Raw genomic sequence first — 25,004 nt, 5'->3', positions numbered from 1 at the left:
CTCCTATTGAATCATTGAATCATAATTACTCAATCTATTAATACTTAAGATAGTATTCACACAAAGCATAAATGGTTAATTATAATACAATAAAAGTTTGAAATTAACAATAAAACAGCAGGAGTATTGATTTGCGTATATAAAAATAACCATTCACTAACATTTGTTTCACGTGAAACAGTGAATCTTACCCTCATCTAAAGAATAAATTGTCATATCGCCTATTGTTTCCAGCAACTGCAACTGATTTTGATCGGTAATCGTAAAAAAAAACTGCCCTTTAATCTGCATTAAGCAATGAATCAACCGGCGCAAATGAACATCATCCAATTCAGCAATTACATCATCAAACAGATAAATGCATGGTTGTTGCAACAAATGAGCTTGCGCTAATTTTAATGCAATTAAAATAATTTTTTGTTGACCGCGAGACAATAAATATTTAGCCTTAACTGAAGATAGAGAGTCAAAAATAAGATCAGCTTGATGAGCTCCTGACTGCGTGTATTGGCGCTGGCAATCACTTGCAAACTGTTCTGTCAAAATGTCTTCTAATTTTTTACCATGATTTCTTTTATCCCATCCTTTATCATAACGCAGCTCACAAGGTATATCGGTTAAGCAGGAAAGAAAATACTGAAAAGCTTCTGTCCATTGAGTAAAATAATCTAGACGCATTGCATCAAGTTTATAAGACAAATCCACCAACAATTTATCCCAGGGAATAAATTGTTGATGACTGACTTTTTGTTTCAACAAAGCATTACGCTGTTTAAGTACTCGCCGATATTCTTTCCACACCAGGTGATAAGACTGTTTCACGTGAAACAACCCCCAGTCTAATATACTTCGGCGTATCGAAGGTCCTGCATCAATAATATGAAAAATATCTTGATAAAAAATCTGGCAAGGCAAAAAGCGAGCAAGCTCACTGCTGTTACGACAAGATTGTTGATTAAGCTTGACTATCGTTGAACCCGTCAACGATTTTTGCATGCTAATTAAATCCTCAGTAGCCGTTTTTGTAAACAACGTCAGTCTATTTTCTCCTTGTTGTATTAAAGGGATAATTTCACGAGTACGAAAAGAATGACCTGTTCCCAACAAATAAACAGCTTCCAACACTGAGGTTTTTCCACTGCCATTTTCACCATAGAAGACATTCATTCGCGAATGAAGCGAAAGACGAGCAGATCTTATATTACGCAGATGATGTATATGCAGCTCAGTGAGGTTCATAGGAGTAATTTCTAACAGAAAGATACTTCACTATTATATTAACAGAGACGCGAATATTCTTTCCATTGAATTTCGGCGTTATGATTCTTTCTTGGTTATATGCATGTTACGAAACGGATGAAAGTGATTTCGCAACAAACATTTTATTAGATTTTCATGGGCATGATGATGTATTGATAATTATCATCTTGCATAGATTCAACAAGAATACTACTGTCCGGATTAGTCATCGATAAACGCAATAACCCTTCTCTCATATAATTCAAAACGTCTAGCAAGTAGCTAGCATTAATCCCTATTTTCAATTCCTCGCCCTGTGTTTGTGCTTCCAAAGTTTCAATGGCCTCTTCCTGCTCTTGATTGTTAGCAATTAACGTCAATTGAGCTTCTTGCATATGCAATAAAACAGCTCTTGATTTTTCATGCGCTAAAATAACGATACGAGAAAGAGCACGCCGCAATAAATCTCGCTCAACAACCACTTGTTTATCTTGATCTCTAGGAATCGCCTTAACATAGGGTGGAAAACGTGCTTCAATTAACTTGGAAACAAAAGAATATTGACTTGAAATTAAACGAAAATGATTTTTTCCGGCTGAAAGTGATACTTGTTCATCTGAAATATTGTTCAGCAGACGCAATATTTCTTGCACGCCTTTGCGAGGAATTAAAAGACGATGATGTTGATTAACCATCGGGCATGGAAGACGACAAATAGCCATTCGATGACCATCGGTTGCAACAGCTGTAATTAATTGATTATCAAACTCCAGCAATAATCCATTTAAAAAAACGCGCACATCCTGCTGTGACATAGAAAAATGGGTCGATTGTAACACATGAATAAGATCTATTCTTGACAGAGAAAACTCTAATTCACTACGTTCTTCTTCACTAGTAGGGTAATTTTCTGCAGGAAGTGTAACTAATTTAAATAAACTGCGCCCCTCTTTTATAGTAAAAGATTTATTATCACAAGAAACAACTGGGTGAGCATCCTCTTCCAGTGAACGAACAATATCAACCATTTTTTTTGCTGGAACCGTAATAGCTCCAGAACCTTGTGAAGATTGACAAGGGATAATGGCAGTAATTTCAATCTCTAAATCAGTTGCGGTTAATAAAAGTTGTTGCTCGGTGGTCTGCTTAAGTAAAATATTGGACAAAATTGCGAGCGTTTGCTTTTTATCAACAGCACCGGCCACCGTTAGCAACGGGGTAAGTAATTGCTGTTTACTGATGTTAAACTCAAACATAAACACCTCGAATCAAGAGGATAAAGTACGCATCAGATTTTTATAATCTTCAGCAAAATCACCCGCCTCTTGCACCAGCTCCTTGACTTTACGACAGGCATGAATAACGGTCGTATGATCGCGGCCACCAAAATGATCGCCTATTTCAGGAAGACTATGATTGGTCAGCTCTTTTGCCAAAGCCATAGCCATTTGCCTTGGCCTGGCAATGGAACGACTGCGCCGTTTAGATAATAAATCCGCCACTTTAACTTTATAGTACTCAGCAACGGTTTTTTGAATGTTTTCAATGGTGACCAATTTATCCTGCAAGGCCAACAGATCACGTAAAGCATCATTGACAAACTCAATGGTAATCGGTTTACCTGTAAAATGCGCATTGGCAATAACACGCCGCAAAGCACCTTCAAGTTCACGAACATTTGATCGTATGCGCTTCGCGATGAAAAAAGCGACCTCATAAGGCAGTTCAATATTTGCAAGCTCAGCCTTACTGATTAAGATAGCTACGCGGGTTTCAAGTTCAGGGGGTTCAACTGCAACCGTTAACCCCCATCCAAAACGAGATTTTAATCGCTCTTCTACACCTTCAATTTCCTTGGGATAGCGATCACTCGTTAAAATAATTTGCTGTTGCCCTTCAAGTAATGCATTGAACGTATGAAAAAATTCTTCCTGAGAGCGATCCTTGCCAGCAAAAAATTGAATATCATCGATAAGTAACGCATTTAAAGATCGATAAAACCGCTTAAATTCATTAATGGCATTCGTTTGCAGCGCTTTAACCATATCCGCTACAAACCGTTCTGAATGTAAATATAAAACCTTAGCTTCAGGATTATTTTTTAAAATACTGTTACCTATAGCATGCATCAAATGAGTTTTGCCTAAACCCACACCACCATATATAAACAAAGGATTGTAAGCATCACCCGGCCTCTCTGCTACTTGTAATGCAGCCGCCTTGGCCAGTTGGTTTGAATTTCCTTCAACAAAACTGTCAAACAAAAATTTTTTATTAAGATAACTATTTTTATAATGATCGGTTGTTTTTTTGGGAGAAGATTTCGCAACAGAAACATGTTTGGCTAATGAGTCATCAACAACGACAGGTTTTACCGCCTTGCTACCAATCTCGATACTGACCAATTTTATATCATCTGCGCTAAGTTGACCAACCAACTCTTTAATACGCGAATAAAAGTGTTTTTTAACCCAGTCCACCACAAAGCGATTAGGAGCAAGCAACACTAGAGTACTTTCTTCTGCCTCAGCTTGTAAAGGTCGTAACCATGTGTTGAACTGCTGAGCAGGATACTCTTCTTGTAAATGCTCTAAACATTTCTGCCAAACATTTGCAGACACAGATAACTCCTAAAAATTTTTCTACACTTTTCAGCAAATTTACTTAGGCATGTTATCAATTAGTTTTTCGTTACGATAATCTAGCTCAAATTTTAGTTTGAATAAGGCGAATAGCCAGCCTATTTAACGAATTCAAACTAAAATTTGAGCAAATTAGTGCGATTTGCAGCCGAAAATACTAATTGATGACACGCCCTTATAAAAATACAAATTACCACGTTAGATAGTGCCACTGATTACCTCTATGAGCAAGAAAAACAATGACGATGCTTAGACTCTGTGCACTTATCTGTTTTCATGGCGAATCAGATTTATGCAGAAGGTATTCTATAGGAGTTTATCAAAAAAAGCCTGAATAAATGGAATAAAACTTGAAGAATAAGCCTAGGATAATCTAAGCAAAACATTATCAAATAAAGTTATCCAGATTTAAATACGCACTCTAAACACCAATTATACACAGCCTTAAAAAACAAATAACTAATTGATTTTAAATCAAAAAACTAAAAATATAACAGTAATTGATATCAGTAATAATAAAAAACAAAAATAAAAGAATGTTATTTATTGTTATTAAAGGTCAGGCATAAGCATGAGTTTGTAAAACTATAAAATTAATAAATCCAACCTCATTAAAAATCAGAATTCAGATAACATCTCGACAAATGTGCAGTTTTGTAAAAAGACTTAAACCAATCATTTTCTATTTTTCGAATGTCTAATTTTTGTGAATAACACAATGATTACTTCGTAGTAGTTCGTGGATTAACGACATACCACTTTTAGAGAATGCGCTTCTTTCATAATGTATTCAATAGAATAAGCAGGGGTTTCAAACAAGAACAAAAAAACATAACTAGTTAATAACAATTAATTAATAAAACATATCCACAAGAAAAACATGGCTTATAATAAATAACAAATAATAAATTTATCTTATTTTTATTATGGCCTGCCATGTGTATTATTTTCGCCGATCAAACAATTAATTCTTGTTTGACAGTCCGTGTAAAGTTATCTATCATTGCCCACTTTGAAAAATTAATTGCAGGTTCATCATGAAACGCACTTTTCAACCCAGTAATTTAAAGCGCAAACGAGATCATGGTTTTCGTGCACGCATGGCAACACGTTCTGGTCGCTTGGTTATCAAACGCCGTCGCGCTAAAGGACGTAAGCGCTTATCTGCCTAAGTGTACTGTTTTACTAAAGCAAAGCGCTTGTTAAAAAAAAGCGAATATGATTTTGTTTTTAAACAGGCAATGAAAATGATGACTTCAGAATTCATTTTCTTATACAGAAATAATGCCATGGGTTATGCTCGGCTTGGTTTGGCATTATCAAAAAAAAACGTTGCGAAAGCGCATGACAGGAATCGATTGAAACGTATTTTGCGTGAAACGTTCCGTGTACGGCAATTACCAGCAATAGATGTGGTTATTTTAGCTAGGCATGGCGCCGCTAAGGCGGAAAATTCTATTTTAATCAATAAATTGGATAAAGCATGGGACAAATTAACGGCTTTATGCAAAAAATGATTTGTGCTCCTATCCGGCTTTACCAATACTTGCTTAGCCCACTCATAAAACCTTGTTGTCGCTTTTATCCTAGTTGTTCTCAATATGCTTTGCAGGCTGTCGAACACTATGGAATCAGTAAAGGCTTGTGGTTGGCATGTCGGCGGTTATTACGCTGCCACCCATGGTCTCCCGGTGGATATGACCCTGTATTACCTAATAATGAAGAGAAGCTTTAATGGATATTAGACGTGTAATTTTATATGCAGCATTAGCTTTTGTTGTTTATTCGCTGTGGAGCAGTTGGCAGGCGGATTATCCTCCTCAAGCTGTCCCTCAAAATAGAATGGCTGCTGAAACAGCATCGGACAATCCTCTGCTGCCAACGATAGCTGCAGAAGAGCCATCAGAAACACGGATAATGGTTGACCATGAAAAAAACACGGAAAAATCAAAAACGATTAAGGTAAAAACGGATGTATTAAATGTTGCTATTGATTTGCAGCAAGGGGATATTATTGGTGCACAGTTACTTGACTATCCTGTTAGTGTTGAGGAAAAAGATAAACCCTTTACTTTGCTGCAGAGCAATGCAGGAGAACGTTATGTTGCCAACAGCAGTTTGTTTGTTGTCAGTGAGCAGAAAGTAAAAAACGTTGATTTTGAGTTTACCACTGCAAAACAACAATACCAGTTACCTGCTGATGAGGAAAAATTGGTGGTGACTTTGCAGGGAAAAAGCGCTGATGGTCTTACGGCCATTAAAGAGTTTGTTTTTTCCAAAGGCAGCTATCTCATCGAAGTTCGGTATTTGCTAACCAATGAAGGTTCTACAACCTGGAAAGGGTATATGAATACGCAGCTTTTACAAAGCTCGCCAAAAGAAGATCAATCGAGCATGTTTCACATTGGTTCTTACACCGGTGCATCTTATTCAAATCCAGGCCAGCATCGTTATCAGAAAGTTACCTTTAAGGACATGACTAAAAGCAATCTGGATGTTGAGGCCAAAGGTGGATGGGTAGCGATGCAGCAGCATTATTTCCTTAGTGCCTGGGTTCCAGATGCTGAAAGCAAAAATCGCTTTTATACACGTTCTTTTGCCAATGATTTTACCATTGGTTCAGTAAGTCAACCCCTCATAATAGCGCCAGGAGAAAAAGAAGAAACCGGATCCAGGTTATATGTTGGCCCGGAGATAACCAGTGTTCTGAAGGCCATCGCCCCAGGACTTGATATGACGGTTGATTACGGTTGGTTATGGTTCCTTTCATCGTTGCTTTTTTCCATTATGAAAGCTATTTATTCAGTGGTAGGAAATTGGGGATGGTCCATTGTCTTGGTTACGGTGCTGATTAAACTAGCGTTTTATCGCTTGTCTGCAACCAGTTACAAATCAATGGCTTCTATGCGTAAATTACAGCCAAAAATGCAGGCATTGAAGGAGCGTTATGGCGATGATAAGGCTAAAATAAGCCAGGCAACGATGGAGCTGTATCGCCAAGAAAAAGTGAATCCTTTGGGTGGTTGTTTACCCATCATCATTCAGATTCCAGTCTTTATTGCTCTTTACTGGGTCTTATTAGAGAGTGTGGAATTAAGGCAAGCTCCTTTCATTTTTTGGATAAAAGACCTCGCTGCTGCAGATCCTTATCATGTATTGCCTGTGATCATGGGAGCAACCATGCTTATTCAACAAAAACTGAATCCAGCACCGCCTGATCCTATGCAGGCCAAAATCATGATGTTTTTACCCGTTCTATTTACCGCGCTATTCTGGAATTTTCCCGCGGGTCTAGTATTGTACTGGATTGTGAATAACAGCTTATCGATCCTGCAACAATGGTACATTACCCGTAAATACAGCGATGATAAGCCGCAAAAAAAATTAGCTACTGTAAAATAAATGGTTGTGGATACCATCGCTGCAATTGCTACTCCGCCAGGTCGTGGTGGAGTAGGCATTATTCGTCTTTCTGGACCCAACGCTTATTCAATTGCCCTGCATTTAACAAATCAGCCACAGTTTAACCCACGACAAGCTATTTATTGCTCTTTTTTTGATACAAATCATGAATTGATTGATAAAGGCATTCTTCTCTTCTTCAAGAGCCCTCACTCTTTTACTGGTGAAGACGTTATTGAACTGCAAGTGCATGGCGCACCCATGGTCTTGGATCATTTATTACACGTGTGTATTTTGCTTGGCGCACGAATTGCAAAGCCTGGCGAATTTTCGGAGCGTGCTTTTCTTAACAATAAGATTGATTTGACTCAGGCGGAAGCCATCGCTGATTTGATCCATGCTAGTTCGCAAACTGCTGCTCGAATGGCTATTCGTTCTCTACAAGGCGATTTTTCTAAGAAAATTGCTGCATTAAACGAGAAGTTAATTAATTTGCGTTTGTATGTAGAAGCGGCTATTGATTTTCCAGAAGAGGAAATTGATTTTCTTAATGACGGTAAAATAGCATCCATGCTGAATCATTTGATTCATGAGCTAGAAGTTATCCGTAAAAGTGCCGGACAAGGTGCAATGATACGTGAAGGGCTTTCTGTAGTTATAGCAGGCCGACCAAATGCCGGTAAATCTACCTTGATCAATGGATTGGCTGAACGAGAAGTCGCTATTGTTACTGAAGTAGCTGGAACAACGCGAGATGTGATGCGAGAGCACATATTGCTTGATGAAATTCCAGTTCATCTCATTGATACTGCTGGATTGCGAGATAGCGATGATCTTGTTGAACGAGAAGGAATAAGACGTGCCTGGCACGAGGTAAGCCGTGCGGATTGTGTTCTGTTAGTGATTGATGCTACGTTAGAAAGTCATGAAATCAATTCATTAAGTCATGAAATTGGTGCCATATTGCCATTAGATGTGCCTATCATTCGTGTTTTTAACAAAATTGACGCGCTTGGCCTTTCTGCAAAACAAGAAGAAAATGTCGTTTATCTTTCCGCTAAATCAGGCGATGGTTTGCTATTATTAAAGGCTAAAATAAAAGAGGTGGTTGGCTATCAGCCGACTGAAGGCCTGTTTCTAGCAAGAAGAAGGCATTTGCAAGCATTGGATGAAGCAAAATCTTTATTGTTAGCTGGACAAGAACAATTAACCATTCATCGTGCGGGTGAATTACTTGCAGACGATTTGCGTTTGGCCCATCAATCGCTTTGTGAAATTACCGGTGAATTTACTCCCGATGATCTTCTTGGAAAAATTTTTTCCAGTTTTTGTATCGGTAAATAAGGGTTGATCCCTCCTAACCTTTGAAGACATGCCTTCGTCTCTAGTCCTTTTAATGAAAAATAAGTTCCTATGGTAAACGGATTGTTTGTCATAACTCAATATGAAAAAAATAAGCACATAAACACTTGATCTGGAATTAAACAAGATGTAAGTTATTATTTTTAACGTTTTGTCCATTTTTTATGGGGGATACGATGGCTGAAACTGCGCAATACAGACCCTTTACTTTGGACAAACAAGGTTTTTTTTCTTCTTCAGTTAATTCCATCGAAACCGTTCGCGTTCGAGCCTCTGAGAAAGAATATGATTTTCTTGCCAGAAATCGATTCCTTATAGAACAAGAATTTAATCATTTATTTGCTAGTCTTAAGAAAAACGCTGAAAATCGCGAAGCTTTTTGGCTTTATTGTTATTACTGCAGCTTAATGTTGCAATCTTATTACCAAGCTTATGGTAAATTTGATCAGGCGGAAAAATATCGTAAATTAGGTGAAGAAATCGCCTATTTTTATGAAAAGGGAACGTTTCCAGAAGCCTCAATCATTCAGTCTTGGCAAAATCGGTTTAGTCATGATTTGGGTGAATTGGCGAGCACGCCAAAACATAGTTCAAAAATACGCGATTGGGTTTCATTGACTAATATTACCCGAATGCAGCTGGTTTTTTCCCGCTTAACATTAAAGCAATTGCTGGTCATGATTCAGGGTTCATCGTTCCTGGAGAAGATTGATATTGGTGATATGTTATCTACCTTAGATAAGCCGGCTGGTGTTTTTAATATGCTTAGCGTCGGGGTATTCGCTGCGCGTTTTGCCATCAATATTGGCATGATCCTTAAACATACGTTTTTTCCTTCGGACGCTGAAAAATCGTTATCCTTAAAAGAAAGATTTTCCCAAGAGCTGAGCAAAAGGCATTGCGATCTTCTGAATGATATGGTTTGGGGTGTAGTTAATGGCCTCACCAATTATTCGATGTACTTTAATATCTCTGCTCCGGTGGCTAATTGGATAACCGCAGGATTTCTATTGTTTGATGTTTCTTTGCTTTTCTATCGGCGATGGCTTGCTGAACAAGACTATTTGCTTAAAAAAGAACAATACCTTCACGAAAAGGCAAGCTATGCTGATGACCGTGAACGTTGTCAATTGCTTGATGAACAGTTGGCCGAGCTTGATATTCATTGGCAAGCGACGAATACAACGTATTGGTTTAATATTTCTGCAGCAGTCCTGTTGATGACTGGGTTTTCTGCCTCTCTTTTATTGGCTTCTCCTGTGGCTGTTCCAGCTTGCTTTTTCGTTTGCGTGATAGGCATTGCTATGTACATTTCTGCCGATGCGTATGGAAAATATCATGAAAAAAGCTTGCTATTGCAGCGAGCTGAACAAACGGGAAAAGATAGTTCGCACGCTTTGCATGAAATGGAAGAAGCTCGCAGCGCTTTCATGATGTCCATGGTTAAAAATACGGTGATGCCTTTGTTAATTATGGCTACCTTTGCGGTTTCCTGGCCAGCTGCGATTGTATTGACGGTGTTGTTTATTGGGTATGAGTGCGGAAAAGGCTATTTTAATCAACCCAGTAAACCAGCTTTGCCTTCTCCTATTGTGGAGAAAAAAGAAGAAGGGATTGAAGAAGAAGCTAGGCAATACTTATGTTGTTGCTAGCTGCCATGCGTATTTCTCTTTTTAATGCAGAGATTGGGGGTTTTTGTAAGTCCTGACACTTTTATTTTTGTAAATCCAGCGCTATTTTATATAATTCATTTTTATTGGCTTTCGTTAACTGTGATGTGATTTTCACTGCTTGTTTGAGTGGAAGTTCAGCTAAGAGAATGGATAAAGTATCTTCATAGTTCTTTTTGTCTTTTTCAACGGCTCTTGGTGGAAGAATTAAGACAAACTCCCCTTTAATATGGTTTTTATCTGCCTGTAGCCATTCCATGATGTGTGTAAAATTTCCCGAGATAAAGCGTTCAAATGATTTAGTTAATTCTTTAGCCAAGACGATTTCTGTTGTTTCACCAAAAATTGCAGCAATGTCCTTAATGCACTCTAGAATGCGATGAGTGGATTCATAAAAAACCAGGGTATGCTCGTAAGATTTCAGTTTTTCTAATTTTTGGCACCTGGCTATTTGTTTTGCCGGCAAAAATCCGGCAAAAGTGAATGTATCACAGGAAACGCCTGCTGCGGAAAGAGCCGCTATCAGCGCGCAGGCACCAGGAATTGGCACGACGGAAATGTTTTTTTCATGAGCTAGTTTAACGAGAGGAAAACCGGGATCACTGATTAAAGGAGTTCCTGCATCACTAATTAAGGCTAAAGATTGTCCTTGGAGTAGGGTAAAGATAAATTGTTCGCTTTGGCTCGCTTCATTGTGTGCGTGCAGTGATCTCATCGGTTTTTTTATACCCAACGCGGTGAGTAGCGGTTGCGAGTGCCGAGTGTCTTCAGCAAGAATTAAGTCGACGGATTGCAATGTTTTTATAGCTCTCTCACTCATATCAGTAAGATTGCCGATGGGTGTTGCAACAATATAGAGCTTGCCTGGAGTTGTTGCTGAACTGGCGGTCATGGTTTATTCTCTTTCGTTCTAATTTTTTCTGTGCATATGATTTTGGATAAAATTCATGCTGTCAAATTCTCTTTTAATTAAATGGGTTTTCATTTTTTGTTGCGTCTTAGTACTTTCATGCTGTACGAAAGTAACCGACAGTCATTTACAGGTTAATCAACAATTAGCAAGTCCCTATACGATGCCGGCTGCTGCTTATCTGGCTTTAGCAAAAAATCAGACCGGCGAGGCGCAGCAATCGTTATTGATGAAGGCTGCTGGCCGTTTGATTTATGATGGACAGTGGCGGCAAGGCCGCACGATTTTATTGCGAATGAAACATTTATCAGGTGAATTGACCGACGAAAAGGACTTGCTGTTAGCAAAAATCGATTTAATTCTTGAGCAACCGCGTTCAGCCCTAAATCGACTGGCAAAGGTTCAGTCAGTAGCCAGTATGCCTATTTATTACCAGGCACAGTTTCATGAAATGCTGGCCCAAGCTTATCAGAGCACGGGCAATGCAACAGAGTCTGTTGGCGAGCGGATTAAACTGGAACATCTGTTGCCAGATGAAGCATCGAGAGCAAATAATCTTCGTGCCCTTTGGTTGACGCTGACAACCTTGCCTCCTGCCGAACTCAACACCTTGGCTATTGAAGCACCAGATGATTCTGAATTAAAAGGGTGGATGCAACTAGCTCTTATTTCAAGACACGATTATGATCAACCACAAGCAATGCTGGCTGCGCTTGCAACATGGCAAGAGGACTATCCAAATCATTCTGCTCATTCTATCTTACAGAGGACTGATGCTGAGCGGCGTTTATTTTTGCCGCCCAAAAACATGGCATTACTCTTACCGTTATCAGGACCGCTTGCAGGACCGGGTCATGCGGTTAAAGATGGATTTATGGCTGCCTATTCTGCCAGCAAGGAAGCCGGCCATGTTAAAATACGTTTTTATAATACAAATGCTGCTAATGCAGCCGCACTTTATCAACAGGCTATATCTGAAGGAGCAGATTATATTGTTGGTCCATTAACTAAAATGGATGTTGCTGCCGTTGCAGCGATGGAGCATCCAGTACCCACTTTATTACTTAATGATTTGAATTCAGCGACAAAAAATAATGCTTATCAATTTGGGCTTTCGCCAAGTAATGAGGCAAGACAAGTCGCTGCCAAGACGCGTAAAAATGGTTATGTTAGAGCATTAATTATAGCACCCGAAGGTAGTTGGGGAGATGAGATCGTTGCTGCTTTTTCTAGCCAATGGCAAGCCAATGGAGGTCGCATTATTGACGCGTTGCGTTATCATGCAAATGAAAATCTTAATGCCTCTGTTCGTGATTTTCTGCATATTACTGATAGCGAAGCACGTAAAAAGCAATTAAAACAACTGTTGGGTCGTAATATTGAATCCACCCCAAGAAGAAGACAGGATTTTGATATGATCTTTCTTCTTGCTTATCCCAGCAAAGCACGGCAAATCGTGCCATTGCTGCAATATTATTATGCGGGGGATGTTCCTGTGTATGCGACATCCAGCGTCTATGCTGGAACGCCCAACTCCATGAAAGATCGTGATTTAAACGGTGTTATATTCTGCGATATGCCTTGGGTATTTAATCATCATATGGGGCATAAGCATTGGCCTGAGCAATATAATAGCTATAATCGTTTGTATGCTTTGGGAATGGATAGTTATGCTTTATCAAGACAGTTGAATCAATTATTGCTATTCCCGGCAATGGGTGTTAGTGATAAAAGTGGCATATTGTATTTAAATCCTAATGGGCAGATTGCTCGTATTCTTGCTTGGGGGCAATTTAAGCAAGGGATGGCGGAGCGCATAAGTGATCATGGTTAGGGTATTTCATTAAAAAAATCTCTTCTAACCTCCCTTTAAAAAGGGAGGAATTTAAAAGATTGATTGATGCAACATTGCCTTATGAAAGGAAGGAGTCGTTGAGTTTCGCAAAATGAAATGTCAACAGACCCTGGTATAAAGCTTATTGGTAATCGACTTGCAATTCTAAGGGCATTAATTCTTGCAAGCGGGCGTAAAAGCGCATCGTTTGTTCGCAAAATGCATGTAATTGCTGGCGGTTTTCCCAAAGCATATAATCTGTGCCCTTGCGAAATGCCTGTTGACGCGAGAGTGTTGTGATTAATTTTAAATCTTCTTTGGATAAACCTAGATGATGATTGAGCTCAACAAGCTCCATCAGATTCTTATAGTGCCTTATTTGTCGATGCTCATGCAGCAAACAGGCTTTTAAAGTTAATTCAAAAGCCAAATGAATTAATGAGATAATCGGTAAAAGTGCATCGATACTAAGATGTTTATCCAGATGAACTTCCGCATTTTGTTTTAATAAATATTCCGCACAATAAGCGTGTTCAGCCGCTATCTTTAACATATCAACTGCACTAAGGTATTGTTTATTCATTTGCTTTTACTCCAAAATTCTTCAGGACTTGCGAAAAACTCCAATCTCTGCGTTAAAAAGACATTTTGATTCAATCAGTTAGTTAGTCTAAAGCCTCTCGTCAAAATGTCTTTTTACCTTGATTTCTGGCTTTTTCGTAAGTCCTGTTCTTGTTATCGTACATTAAATTAATCTGCGCCCGCCATCTACATGCAACGTTTCGCCGGTGATAAATGGATTTTTGACAAGGGCTAAAACTGCTTGTGCGATAACTATTGGATTTCCGTGAGTATGCAGAGGCGTTTGGGCAATGATTTTTTCCCGCACAATATTACTTAGTGTATTGTTACCTTCAGGCCAGGCGATAGCACCAGGGGCGATGGCATTAACACGAATGGATGGGGCAAATTCACGTGCCAGCGCTTTGGTTTGCATTGCCAGAGCCGCTTTTGATTGGCAATATATGGCATAATCTTTTAAGGGCTTGTCTGTATGTATGTCAGTCATGTTGATGATACAGCCTTTCTGTTTAGTCAGATATGGCCTGGAAGCATGGCTTAACCAGAAAGGTGCTCTGACATTGGTATTAAAAAGATTATCCCAGTCGTCTTCAACCAGATTGGAAAAATCAGTCCGCTTGAAAACGGACGCATTATTGACCAATAAATCCAAGCGCTTTGCCCAGTTCGCTGCTTCGGTAACAAGCTGATAACAGACCTCTTTTATGGTCAAATCTCCATTTAGTGCTCGTGCGCTTTCAGGTTTATCTTGATTCATTTTTTGCACTAAAGCATCTGCTTCTTTTTGGGAGCGATTAAAATGAACAATGACACGAAACCCTGCTTGTTGTAAGTGCCAAGCAATGGATGCGCCGATTCGACGTGCAGCACCTGTAATCAGTGCTACCGGTGCTGCGTGGTTTGTTTGTTTCACGGTATATTCCTTATTAAAAATGCGGTATTATTATGCAATATCGGGCAGAGTTATTCGCCCTAATGCCTTACTAAGTTATGAATCTAATTGAACTCATTTATAAGCAATTAAGCATCAAAGGGGATATGCCTTTTGTTGAATTTATGCATCAGGCTCTCTATGCTCCGCAGTTTGGCTATTATAGCTCTGGTTTGCAAAAATTTGGTTCCAAGGGTGATTTTATAACCGCTCCTGAATTAACTTCTTTGTTTGGAAAAACTCTGGCTAACCAGTGCCAGCAAGTGCTTTGTGCGTTAAATTATCCTGTTGTGTTTGAATTTGGCGCAGGTTCCGGGAAATTGTGTGTTGATGTTTTAATGCGGCTTGAGCAACTGGGTTGCCTGCCAGAGGAATATCATATTCTCGAAGTGAGCAGTAACTTGCGGCATAGGCAGGAAGCGCTTGTTAAGCAGTGTATTCCGCATTTAGCGAACAAAGTACGATGGTGGTCTTGTTGGCCACAAGAACCTGTTGAAGGGGTAATGATTGCCAATGAAGTACTGGATGCCATGCCAGTTCATCGTTTTACACAGACCAAAGAGGGGTTGCTGGAAAGCTATATAACCGTGAACCAACAAGGTGAGCTCACGGAGGTATTCAAGCCTTGCAGCGATCGTCGTCTAATTCAGCACGTGAACTCCATTTTATCGCCTGACTTATGCCCTTATCAATCAGAAGCTAATTTATTTATTGATGATTGGTTGCAGCAATGTTTTAACATGTTGATAAGAGGAGCTTTTTTTATTATTGATTATGGCTTTCCTCGTCATGAGTATTATCATCCGGAACGTTGTACGGGCACCTTAATGTGTCATTATTATCATCAGTCTCATCCCAATCCACTGGCTCATCCTGGCGAAGAAGACATCACCGCCCACGTGGATTTTACGCACGTCGCTGAAGCAGCCTATAATGCTGGTTTCCACGTCGGGGGTTTCACTAATCAAGCTTCCTTTTTGTTGGCTAATGATTTACTAAACTTGCTGGCGGCGATTGAGCGTGAGGGAGAACGAATACAAGAACAACAAGCGGTAAAACAGTTGGTTCAGGCTAACGAAATGGGCGAGCTGTTTAAAGTATTGGCATTAACGAAAGACTTTGAAGCGTCATTGCGTGGTTTTCAATTGCATGATAAACGGGCGAGCTTGTAATGATGGATAAATATTTGACGACAGTAGAATTGCAAAAAGAATCAATGAAGTTTTCTGCAGGCCATACCACCATTTTTTCGGCAACGGAACGTGAGCCGTTGCATGGCCATCAATACGGTGTTTATTTGGCGTTAACAACTTGGGTAGAAGAGAATGGGATGACGTTTGATTATCGTTATTACAAGGAGCGTATTCATGCTCTATGCAGGCATTTAAATCAAACTTTTCTTATGCCAAAGTATTCACCTTTCTTACAGTATGACGAAGATGATACTTATTATTATTTTACGTTTAATCATAAAAAAATACCATTTCTGAAGGAAGATGTTACATTAATGCCTCTGACTAATATTACCGTCGAGGAATTATCGCGGTGGTTTGTCAATGAGTTGGTTAAAGATGAAGGTGAATTGAAACGTCATCGTATTGAGCGTATTGTGGTAAAGGTTTTTTCAGCACCAGGCCAATCTGCCAGCCATGCCTGGCAGCGATAAAAAATATTCTAAATTTCACCGCTTTGCAGTATCAGGGGTTCGCTCTCCTCTGGTGTTTGCGATACTGGTTTATAACCGTCTTTGCTTTGCTGTTTACTTGCTTCGAAGAATCCTGGTTTCTTGGCATCATCGTCCTTGTTAAAATGAGCCAGTACAGGATTGCTTGCAAATTGCTGATAATCTTCTTCATCAAATTCAGGCAATGCTTTTTCTTTCGGTTCAAAGCGTTTGAGAATGATGCGCGACAAAACAGCTAACGCCATCCCGGCGGCAATCACACCAATTCCTATTCCCAACGGCATGAACATCAGCGAGACAAACATCAATGCTGGAAGCATGGCATCAATCAGCACGGAGCGAACCAGACTGATTTTTTGAAAGCGAATGAGTCTTTCTTGATAATCCGTTTCTGCCATCAACTGTTTCATATCCAGATATAATTGTTTTTTTTCAAACTCGTTATCACTTTCATTAAAAAGTTCTAGTAACGTTTTGCATTCCGCAAGGGCCAGTTTTCCGGTGGTACGGGATTTGGCAATGTCAATCCCGCCGGAAACAGCCGCATAGCCAAGGGTTAAACCAAAACAAAGCGCGGCACCGGCAACGCCAAGGATTAAAGCTGAAGCAGGTGCAATGGCAGCCGGGGGGAAGAAAAAGCAGCAAACCACACTGAATGCCACAATAATGGCCAAGGCATAGGTAACGTCGTTTATCAGTTTGTATTTTTTATATTTCCAATCAAATTCACATTGTTGCTGCGTCTTTTCCAGCGATGCAATTTGACGCTGTAATAAACGACGGGCTTCTGCATTTTTTTCATCTTCATCACGCAGTTTTGCATGAAGAGCCTCTATGTCACGAGCATAACGGGCCAATTCTTCGTTATGCTGAGTGGTTTCTTCATAAAATCGCCATAAATTCAGAGAGGCATCTATCAATAATAGGCCTGCAGTGATGACGTTGCCCCAATAGCCCAGCATGCCGCTACCGTTTAACCAGAAGAAAGTGACCAGATTAACGGTTGCCCAGACGGCGTCATTCAGCAACATGAATTTTCGCTGCTGCCACTGTGTTTTGAAGCGCTCCCAGGCAGGAATTTGTTTTTCTGCCTTGCTCATCCATGGGCCTTTAATGGTGTGTTTCAGGAGCAAGAATAGCTCGATTCCGAAGCGGGCATAATAAAGAATCCAGCTGGCATAGCCCAATACAGGCGCAGGTGCATTCAATGCTTGCTGTGCCGAATCTTTATGACCAATATGATCGGGCATAAGGCCAATAACACTGCTAAGTAATCCTCCGCCCCATACCCAGTAAAGGCGTCGCTCATTGATATCACCCATCCAGCCTTTGATGACGCCCGTTTTTCCACCGCTGAATTCTACAACTCTCTCGGCAACAAACGGGCCTGCAATGGTTAATCCTAAGTATTTTAAATGTTTTTCTGAATCATCAATGGCGCTGTTTAATAGAGTTTCCGGTGTTGTTTTCAAACTGCTTTGCCGCAGTTGATTGATCAATTTGGCACAATGCTTGATTTGCTCACTTCGTTGTTGCAAATTTTGTCGTCGCGACTCCGCTTCATCCAATCGATATTGGGCTGATAAAAGATAAAACGTAAACAAAAGTTCTTCTTCAAGAACAATCCGTTGTTCTTTACTTAAAAACTTAAAGCTTGCAGGGTTGGTGCGTGCTAGCTTTTTGCTATAAAGCTCAAGAGAGGTGGATAGAAATTGCCGATGTTTAAATAGTTCAAGTATATCCAGCGTCATTGTTTGTTCTTTTTGATAAACATCATTAAATAATTGACGCACAGCATCTTGGTCGGCTTCATCAAGTGTGCTGAATGAAGTGTGTCGCAAAATGCTGCTTATGGACATAACGTTACCTCGGTTAAAAAATCAGGCAAAGCATATATTTTTTCGGAACAATATGTATTATTTTATAACATATCATGGTTTTGATAAACAAGAGAGGGCGAACTATCTTTACAGAATTGCAAGATTATTTACAATTGCTTTACTTGTTAAAGCAGGCACGTTAAGAGTTTTGGTTTGATATAAATGACGTTTCTCGTTGATACACATCATCAAAGCGTATGATGTCATCTTCACCCAGATAATGGCCACTTTGCACTTCGATAACATATAAAGCTTCATGCCCGGGGTTACTTAGACGATGGCGAGTTTTCTGGGGAATATAAGTGGATTGATTTACCGTAAGTTCCATGGTTTGTTCATCGTTAATGACTTCAGCCGTGCCGCCGACAATGACCCAATGTTCGGCACGATGTTCATGCATTTGTAAAGACAGTTTGGCTCCTGGTTTTACCATAAGTCGTTTGACTTTGAATGCGGGCCCTTCAGCCAAGATTTCATAGTACCCCCAGGGACGCATGACTCGTAAGTGTTCATCAGCAAGTTGCGCATGATTTTCTCCAAGCGCCTGAACGATATCTTTAACCTGCTGAGAGTAGCGTTTATCTGCGACAAGGATCGCATCCGTGGTTGCAACAATAATTTGATCCTGAATTCCAAGCGTTGTTACCAAAGTATCTTCGCTGCTGATTAGACAATTGTGGCTGTCTTTGGCGATTACTTTACCATGAAGTGCATTGCCATGCTCATCCAATTGGTTTGCTTCGGCAACGGCGCTCCAGCAGCCAAGGTCGCTCCATTGAATATTGGTTGGAATCATAACGGCGTTGCTGGTTTTTTCCATAACCGCATAATCAATAGATTCATTGCGGCATTGAGCAAAGGTTTCCGCGTCTAAACGAAGATAGTCATGGCCATGTTGGCCGGCCAGAAACGCTTCTTCACTGGCTTGAAAAATGTCAGGCGCATGCCGTTGTAATTCGTTTAGATAGGTTTGAGCACGACAAACAAACATACCGCTGTTCCAGTAGTAATAGCCTTTGGCAAGAAATTCTTCAGCCGTTTTCATATCCGGTTTTTCATGAAAACTTTGAACCAGCATCGATTTTTTTGATTCCGAAGGGATTACTTCGATGTATCCATAACCTGTTTTTGCACTGCTTGGTTTGATCCCAAACGTCACCAAGACCGGCTCAGAAGCAGCGACCTCAACTCCTTGCAACATGGCTTTTTGCCAAGAAAATATATCAGCAATCCAGTGATCAGAAGGAAGAATGAGCATCATGGCATGACGGCTAATATGACGAACAAGATAATGAGCAGCCACTGCAATCGCTGGTGCTGTGTTACGAGGACAGGGTTCCAACAGATAAGTTACTGAGGACTGAAAGGATTGCAGTTGTTCTTGACAAAGAAAATAATGGGCTTCATTGCTGACGGTCAAAATAGTACGATGCGGCAAGCTCAAGGCTCTTTGCATTGTCTGTTGCAGGAGAGAGTTTTTGCCTTGCAGCCGCAAAAATTGTTTGGGAAAATTTTTACGAGATAGCGGCCATAATCTGGTGCCAGAGCCGCCGGCAAGAATCACAGGAAAAAGTTCGGGGTTCATTGGGCTTCATTTAATGACTTCATGGCGCAGCATTTTAACAGCATCTGATTTAAGGTAGCAAATTTTGTGGAAAGTATTTAAAATAAGCGGATTTAAGCTGCAAAAATCCCTTCCAACCTTCCTTTAATCAAGGGAGGAGTTAATAATTTATGCAATAAAATTTTTTGATAGTATTATATGAAAAAAGCAGTGATTTTACTTTCCGGCGGACTGGATTCGGCGACCTGCCTTGCCATGGCTAAGGCGCAAGGGTTTACCTGCTATGCTTTAAGCTTTAATTATGGCCAAAGGCATGAATATGAATTGGTTGCAGCGCGGCGAATAGCGACAGACATGGCAGTTTTTGAGCATCGTGTGGTTTATTTTGATATTGGCCAATTTGGTGCTTCTGCATTGACGGATCATGGTATTGATGTGCCTGATTATCAAGATAATGGCGAGATTCCCATCACTTATGTGCCTGCACGCAATACGATTTTCCTTGCCACAGCACTAGGGTTGGCAGAGGCTGTAGGTGCCTATGATATTTTTATTGGCGCTAATGCTGTGGATTATTCCGGTTATCCTGATTGCCGACCGGCGTTTATTAAGGCATTTCAACATCTCGCGAATGTTGCAACCAAAGCAGGTGTCGAAGACCAGCCTTTTACGATTCATGCACCTTTGCTTGACTTGAGTAAGGCTGAAATTATTCAGGCTGGCTTGCGGCTTGGAGTGGATTACAGTCTTACCGTGTCTTGTTATCAATTGAATCAGGAGGGTGCTGCTTGTGGGCGTTGTGATAGCTGTATGTTGCGTGCCCAAGGATTTAAAGCAGCAAACGTCAAAGATCCCACTTATTATCAATAAGTTAATATTAACTTTACAAAAAAGTTACATTTCTTTGGATAAAATTCTTTCATTTTAATTGGCAGTCATGTTATAGTTGCCCCGGATTTTTAACCCACGGAGTAATTATTATGTTAAATTTTTTGCGTAAACACTGGAAAATGTTGGCTCTGAGCGCATTGGCTTTGGCCGCTGCCGCTGCTGTTGTATTTTTCCCACCTGCATTAGTCGCCGGCGGTATTATTGCCTTGGCTTCTTCTCCTGTTTTTGCAGTCTTCGGTAGTGCCGCTGCTGCCGTTGCTACAGGGGTTGTTGCTGCCGCTGCTGCCGCTGCTGTTTTTGCTGCCGGTGCTTTGGCTAATGGCGTTGTAAAAGCAGCCAGCTGGATTGCCAGCAAGTTCTCTCGCAGCAGCCACCCTGCAGCAAACGATGACGCACTTAGTGCGGAATCGGATGACGAAGCAGAATTAGTAGATAGTCCTAGCAGAACAGCTACTCTTCTTGGCGCTGCACGTGCTCGTTTTGATGCAGTTGCTGATGAAGAAGAAGCGTTTGATGATGCTCACCACGCTTCTCCACTTCAAGCTCCTCGCCTGCGTCCAGTTCCCCCTGTCGAAGACGTTCGACGCGAGCTTGATGCTTCTCCTTTGACCTTAAGTGGCCATGGCATGTAATTGCTAATAATTCTCCTTGAAAAACGCGGCTTAGGCCGCGTTTTTTTATTCCCCCCAACGTTTTGCTAACGGATGGTCTAAACTAAATAAATCCAGTACCCTGCCGATACTGTTGTCAATTAAATCATCAATGCTTTCCGGTTTAGTGTAAAAAGCCGGTACAGGCGGGCAAACGATCCCCCCCATTTGCGTGACCGCTACCATATTTTGCAAATGTCCTAGATGCAGAGGAGATTCTCGCGGCATCAAGACTAAGCGGCGCCGCTCTTTGAGAATGACATCGGCCGCACGGGTGAGAAGATTACCGGTGATTCCATGGGTAATTTCTCCTAGCGTCTTCATTGAGCAAGGCGCGATAATCATGCCTAATGTTTTAAAAGAACCGCTGGCAATGGACGCAGCAATATCCGTGCAGGGATGATAGACGTCCGCAAGCGACTTCAATTCAGCTGCCGTCAGCGAGGTTTCATAAGCTCTGGTTAACTGCGCTGCTTTACTGATGACTAGATGAGTTTCTACCGCCATATTCTGCAAGACTTGTAAAAGGCGAACACCATAAATAATGCCTGACGAACCACTGATGCCAATAATAAGGCGGGGTTTGCTCATATAAATATCCTCTTAGTCGCTCTTAACCTCCCTTTAAAAAAGGGGGAATCTTGATGGTTTACACAACGTCTATAAACCATCCCATGCTACAATGGTGGCAAAATTAGCACAGTATAAAGCATTTTCCCTGATATTATATCTCATAATACAGCAATCACCGCACGGATGGGTTATAATCTTGCAATTTGCTATTTTTATTGCGTGGATGAATATGACACAAGATCGCAAAATGCTGGTTACCAGCGCTCTTCCTTATGCCAACGGACATTTGCATTTGGGGCATTTGGTCGAACACATCCAAACCGATATTTGGGTTCGGACCCATAAAATGCTGGGTCATCAGTGTATTAGCGTCTGTGGCGATGATGCGCATGGTACGCCAATTATGTTGAAAGCCGAGCAGTTAGGCGTTTCTCCAGAGGCACTGACGGCTGAAATGAAAGCAAGCCATGAGCGTGACTTTGCGGCGTTTAGCATTGAATACGATAGTTATCATACGACGCACTCCTTGGAAAACCGGATGCTTGCCGAAAAAATTTATACACAATTGCAAGCCCGAGGCGATATTGTGAAAAAAACCATCCGGCAAGCCTATGATCCGGAAAAAAATATGTTTCTTCCTGACCGTTATGTCAAAGGCCAGTGTCCAAAATGCGATACGCCTGATCAATACGGTGATAATTGTGAAGCCTGTGGTGCCACTTACGCGCCAACGGATTTGGTTGATGCCGTATCTGCTATTTCAGGCGCTAAGCCAATTGAGAAAGAATCCGAGCATTATTTTTTTGATTTACCGCGTTATGAAGCCTTATTGAAAGAGTGGACACGTCAAGGACATTTACAACCCGAAGTGGTCAATAAGCTTGACGAATGGTTTGCTGCAGGTTTGAAGCAATGGGATATTTCTCGTGATGCACCCTATTTCGGCTTTCTTATTCCTGGCACTAAAGACAAGTATTTTTATGTATGGCTGGATGCTCCCATCGGGTACATGGCCAGTTTCCAAACATACTGCGAGCGAGAAGGCATTTCCTTTGCTGATTTCTGGGATAAAGATTCCTCGGCTGAGCTGTATCATTTTGTTGGTAAGGATATTGTTTATTTCCACGCGCTGTTCTGGCCGGCTTTATTAGCGGGTAGCAATCATCGTCTTCCTACGGCGATTTTTACGCATGGGTTTTTAACCATTAACGGCCAGAAAATGTCAAAGTCACGAGGAACCTTTATTGAAGCCCGCAGATATTTGGCGCATTTGCATCCTGACTATTTACGTTATTATTTTGCGGCCAAACTCAACGGCCGGGTTGATGATCTTGATTTAAATTTCGAGGATTTTACCCAGCGAGTTAATGCGGACTTGGTCGGCAAAGTCGTCAACATTGCCAGCCGTTGTGCCGGATTCATCAATAAGCGTTTTGCGCAAACGTTGGCTGATTCGCTTAGTGAGCCAGCTCTTTATGCGGAACTATTGACTGTCAAGGATCAAGTGAGCGAGGCTTTGGTTGCTCGCGATTATGCTCATGCTATTCGTCTTATCATGGAAGGCGCTGATCGCGTTAATCAATATATTGACGCAAATAAACCATGGGTGTTGGCTAAAGACTCCGCGCGTCTTCTCGAAGTGCAGGCGATTTGTACGATGGGCTTAAATTTGTTTCGTGTTCTCATGACGTGTTTAAAGCCAGTATTACCGCAGATGGCGGCAACGGTAGAAATGTTTTTAAACGATGAGCCATTGACTTGGCGCCGAGTGGATACACCGTTGTTGAGTCATACCATTAATGAGTTTGTGCCGCTGATGGTGCGGGTTGACAAAGAAAAAGTCGATGCAATGCTTGCAGAGAATGAATGATGGCGTTAGCAAAGGACATTGATAAGCTATTGCCGCAAACACAATGTGGCGAGTGTGGTTATCCGGGGTGCTTTCCTTATGCGCAAGCATTAGCGCAGGGTGGCGCTACGATTGATGGATGTCCACCTGGTGGTGTGGAAACGCTTAGAGCTTTGGGCCAATTATTGAATATAGATCCCACACCTTATGGTTCTATGGTTGCAGCCAAACATCGCTTGCCATCCAGAGCGGTGATTCGTGAATCTGAATGTATTGGCTGTACGAAATGCATTCAGGCTTGTCCTGTGGATGCCATCGTTGGCAGCAGCCGGTTGATGCATACCGTGCTTGCGCATGAATGTACCGGTTGCGGGCTTTGTGTAGAACCTTGCCCAGTTGATTGCATAGAGATGGTGCCATTGCCTGAAGCAGGCTATGATAAAGACCTTGCGCGTCAACGTTATCATGCAAGGCAAATACGACTACTTCGTGAAGCACATGAAAAGCAGCAGCAGTATCGAGCGAAACGCACACTTGCCGCACAGGGTGAAGAAAAACAGAAGGATAAAAAAGCCAAGCAGGATTTTATCCAAAAAGCTCTAGCAAGAGTAAAGGCAAAACATCAGGATAAACATGAATAAGCGACAGCGTCGTGAAATGTTTGAACGTTTTCGACAACAAAATCCTCATCCCACGACAGAATTAAAATATGAATCTCCTTTTGAGTTATTAATTGCGGTCATCTTGTCTGCTCAGGCAACGGACGCGGGTGTGAATAAAGCAACGGCTCGACTTTTTTCCCTGGCAAACACACCAAAAGCGATTCTTGCCCTGGGGGAAGAAAAGCTAAAAGAGTATATTAAAACCATTGGGTTATTTAATAGCAAAGCAGCAAATATTATTAAGACATGTGAACTACTTTTAGAAAAACATCGGGGAAAAGTGCCTGAGACGCGAGATGCCTTGGAGGAATTACCCGGTGTTGGGCGAAAAACTGCCAATGTCATCCTGAATACTGCATTTAATGAGCCTGCTATTCCTGTTGACACGCATGTGTTCAGGGTTGCTAATCGAACGGGACTTGCTAAAGGCAAAACGCCACTGGCTGTTGAAAAGGCACTGCTTAAACAGATTGACAAAGAGTTTTTAGTGAATGCTCATCATTGGTTGGTCTTGCATGGCCGTTATGTGTGTATCGCACGAAAGCCTCGTTGTCCTCAATGCATCATTTGCGATTTATGCGAATATCCTCATAAGACAAAAACGTAACTACCTCTATTGTGAAAAGGCCATATTCCGCCTGAATTTCTCTTCTTTTAAAGATGCTACTCAATCTAATTC

The 25,004-nt window shown here is 41.0% G+C and carries 23 protein-coding genes; 14 read left to right on the top strand and 9 right to left on the bottom strand.

What is annotated here, in order from left to right:
• Window positions 1-168 precede the first annotated feature (168 nt).
• From recF to dnaA, 3 genes are all read right to left on the bottom strand, one after another.
• Window positions 169-1,239, bottom strand: a complete 1,071-nt coding sequence (recF, locus tag E1O52_RS07460; RefSeq protein WP_133128089.1) for a DNA replication/repair protein RecF — start codon at window positions 1,237-1,239, stop codon at window positions 169-171.
• Between the two features lie 146 nt (window positions 1,240-1,385).
• Window positions 1,386-2,495, bottom strand: a complete 1,110-nt coding sequence (gene dnaN, locus E1O52_RS07455) for a DNA polymerase III subunit beta (RefSeq protein WP_133128088.1) — start codon at window positions 2,493-2,495, stop codon at window positions 1,386-1,388.
• A 12-nt stretch (window positions 2,496-2,507) separates the two neighbouring features.
• The gene (dnaA, locus tag E1O52_RS07450) at window positions 2,508-3,860 is read right to left on the bottom strand and encodes a chromosomal replication initiator protein DnaA (protein ID WP_133128087.1); all 1,353 of its coding nucleotides are present in this window, start codon (window positions 3,858-3,860) and stop codon (window positions 2,508-2,510) included.
• Window positions 3,861-4,918: 1,058 nt separating this feature from the next.
• On the opposite strand from dnaA, the gene rpmH reads away from it, so the two are divergent.
• From rpmH to E1O52_RS07420, 6 genes are all read left to right on the top strand, one after another.
• Window positions 4,919-5,053, top strand: coding sequence for a 50S ribosomal protein L34 (rpmH, locus tag E1O52_RS07445; RefSeq protein ID WP_133128086.1), 135 nt, complete (start codon window positions 4,919-4,921; stop codon window positions 5,051-5,053).
• 27 nt (window positions 5,054-5,080) lie between these two features.
• The gene (rnpA, locus tag E1O52_RS07440) at window positions 5,081-5,398 is read left to right on the top strand and encodes a ribonuclease P protein component (protein WP_242602196.1); all 318 of its coding nucleotides are present in this window, start codon (window positions 5,081-5,083) and stop codon (window positions 5,396-5,398) included.
• The gene (yidD, locus tag E1O52_RS07435; protein WP_133128084.1) at window positions 5,365-5,616 is read left to right on the top strand and encodes a membrane protein insertion efficiency factor YidD; all 252 of its coding nucleotides are present in this window, start codon (window positions 5,365-5,367) and stop codon (window positions 5,614-5,616) included. Before rnpA ends, yidD begins: the two co-directional genes overlap by 34 nt.
• The gene (gene yidC / locus E1O52_RS07430) at window positions 5,616-7,283 is read left to right on the top strand and encodes a membrane protein insertase YidC (RefSeq protein ID WP_133128083.1); all 1,668 of its coding nucleotides are present in this window, start codon (window positions 5,616-5,618) and stop codon (window positions 7,281-7,283) included. The genes yidD and yidC overlap by 1 nt, the downstream gene beginning before the upstream one ends.
• Window positions 7,284-8,627: a tRNA uridine-5-carboxymethylaminomethyl(34) synthesis GTPase MnmE gene (gene mnmE / locus E1O52_RS07425; RefSeq protein ID WP_133128082.1), complete on the top strand. Its 1,344-nt coding sequence runs from the start codon at window positions 7,284-7,286 to the stop codon at window positions 8,625-8,627.
• 194 nt (window positions 8,628-8,821) lie between these two features.
• A complete protein-coding gene (locus E1O52_RS07420; RefSeq protein WP_133128081.1) occupies window positions 8,822-10,297 on the top strand; it encodes a hypothetical protein in 1,476 nt (491 codons plus the stop codon).
• 61 nt (window positions 10,298-10,358) lie between these two features.
• On the opposite strand, the gene rsmI is transcribed toward E1O52_RS07420, so the two are convergent.
• Window positions 10,359-11,207, bottom strand: a complete 849-nt coding sequence (rsmI, locus tag E1O52_RS07415) for a 16S rRNA (cytidine(1402)-2'-O)-methyltransferase (RefSeq protein WP_133128080.1) — start codon at window positions 11,205-11,207, stop codon at window positions 10,359-10,361.
• 55 nt (window positions 11,208-11,262) lie between these two features.
• On the opposite strand from rsmI, the gene E1O52_RS07410 reads away from it, so the two are divergent.
• On the top strand, window positions 11,263-13,059 hold the full coding sequence (locus E1O52_RS07410; RefSeq protein WP_133128079.1) for a penicillin-binding protein activator: 1,797 nt from the start codon (window positions 11,263-11,265) through the stop codon (window positions 13,057-13,059).
• Between the two features lie 142 nt (window positions 13,060-13,201).
• On the opposite strand, the gene E1O52_RS07405 is transcribed toward E1O52_RS07410, so the two are convergent.
• Window positions 13,202-13,642 carry a hypothetical protein gene (locus tag E1O52_RS07405; RefSeq protein ID WP_133128078.1) on the bottom strand — a complete coding sequence of 147 codons (441 nt, stop codon included), beginning with the start codon at window positions 13,640-13,642 and terminating at the stop codon, window positions 13,202-13,204.
• A 162-nt stretch (window positions 13,643-13,804) separates the two neighbouring features.
• On the bottom strand, window positions 13,805-14,554 hold the full coding sequence (locus tag E1O52_RS07400; protein WP_133128077.1) for a pteridine reductase: 750 nt from the start codon (window positions 14,552-14,554) through the stop codon (window positions 13,805-13,807).
• A 77-nt stretch (window positions 14,555-14,631) separates the two neighbouring features.
• On the opposite strand from E1O52_RS07400, the gene E1O52_RS07395 reads away from it, so the two are divergent.
• Both E1O52_RS07395 and E1O52_RS07390 read left to right on the top strand, forming a co-directional pair.
• On the top strand, window positions 14,632-15,744 hold the full coding sequence (locus tag E1O52_RS07395) for a class I SAM-dependent methyltransferase (RefSeq protein ID WP_133128076.1): 1,113 nt from the start codon (window positions 14,632-14,634) through the stop codon (window positions 15,742-15,744).
• Window positions 15,745-15,746: 2 nt separating this feature from the next.
• On the top strand, window positions 15,747-16,238 hold the full coding sequence (locus E1O52_RS07390; protein WP_133128152.1) for a 6-pyruvoyl trahydropterin synthase family protein: 492 nt from the start codon (window positions 15,747-15,749) through the stop codon (window positions 16,236-16,238).
• A gap of 8 nt (window positions 16,239-16,246) precedes the next feature.
• Here the strand turns inward: E1O52_RS07390 and E1O52_RS07385 are convergent, their stop codons facing one another.
• Together E1O52_RS07385 and E1O52_RS07380 are read right to left on the bottom strand one after the other, a co-directional pair.
• A complete protein-coding gene (locus E1O52_RS07385) occupies window positions 16,247-18,115 on the bottom strand; it encodes a hypothetical protein (protein ID WP_133128075.1) in 1,869 nt (622 codons plus the stop codon).
• A 160-nt stretch (window positions 18,116-18,275) separates the two neighbouring features.
• Window positions 18,276-19,721, bottom strand: coding sequence for a mannose-1-phosphate guanylyltransferase/mannose-6-phosphate isomerase (locus E1O52_RS07380; RefSeq protein ID WP_133128074.1), 1,446 nt, complete (start codon window positions 19,719-19,721; stop codon window positions 18,276-18,278).
• Between the two features lie 177 nt (window positions 19,722-19,898).
• Here E1O52_RS07380 and queC point away from each other — a divergent pair, with 177 nt between their 5' ends.
• On the top strand, window positions 19,899-20,570 hold the full coding sequence (gene queC, locus E1O52_RS07375; RefSeq protein ID WP_133128073.1) for a 7-cyano-7-deazaguanine synthase QueC: 672 nt from the start codon (window positions 19,899-19,901) through the stop codon (window positions 20,568-20,570).
• A gap of 110 nt (window positions 20,571-20,680) precedes the next feature.
• Window positions 20,681-21,223 carry a hypothetical protein gene (locus E1O52_RS07370; protein WP_133128072.1) on the top strand — a complete coding sequence of 181 codons (543 nt, stop codon included), beginning with the start codon at window positions 20,681-20,683 and terminating at the stop codon, window positions 21,221-21,223.
• Between the two features lie 45 nt (window positions 21,224-21,268).
• Here the strand turns inward: E1O52_RS07370 and E1O52_RS07365 are convergent, their stop codons facing one another.
• A complete protein-coding gene (locus tag E1O52_RS07365; RefSeq protein WP_133128071.1) occupies window positions 21,269-21,832 on the bottom strand; it encodes a UbiX family flavin prenyltransferase in 564 nt (187 codons plus the stop codon).
• Window positions 21,833-22,043: 211 nt separating this feature from the next.
• On the opposite strand from E1O52_RS07365, the gene metG reads away from it, so the two are divergent.
• Genes metG through nth form a run of 3 tightly spaced genes read left to right on the top strand, consistent with a single transcriptional unit; the run spans window position 22,044 to window position 24,932 of the window.
• Window positions 22,044-23,684, top strand: coding sequence for a methionine--tRNA ligase (gene metG / locus E1O52_RS07360; RefSeq protein ID WP_133128070.1), 1,641 nt, complete (start codon window positions 22,044-22,046; stop codon window positions 23,682-23,684).
• Window positions 23,684-24,304, top strand: coding sequence for an RnfABCDGE type electron transport complex subunit B (locus E1O52_RS07355; RefSeq protein ID WP_133128151.1), 621 nt, complete (start codon window positions 23,684-23,686; stop codon window positions 24,302-24,304). Before metG ends, E1O52_RS07355 begins: the two co-directional genes overlap by 1 nt.
• Window positions 24,297-24,932, top strand: coding sequence for an endonuclease III (gene nth, locus E1O52_RS07350; RefSeq protein WP_133128069.1), 636 nt, complete (start codon window positions 24,297-24,299; stop codon window positions 24,930-24,932). Before E1O52_RS07355 ends, nth begins: the two co-directional genes overlap by 8 nt.
• The last annotated feature ends 72 nt before the right edge of the window (window positions 24,933-25,004 follow it).

It is taken from the genome of Legionella nagasakiensis, from assembly GCF_900639915.1.
Taxonomy (GTDB): Bacteria; Pseudomonadota; Gammaproteobacteria; order Legionellales; family Legionellaceae; genus Legionella_A; species Legionella_A nagasakiensis.
This window is presented reverse-complemented; position numbering and strand designations above follow the sequence as displayed.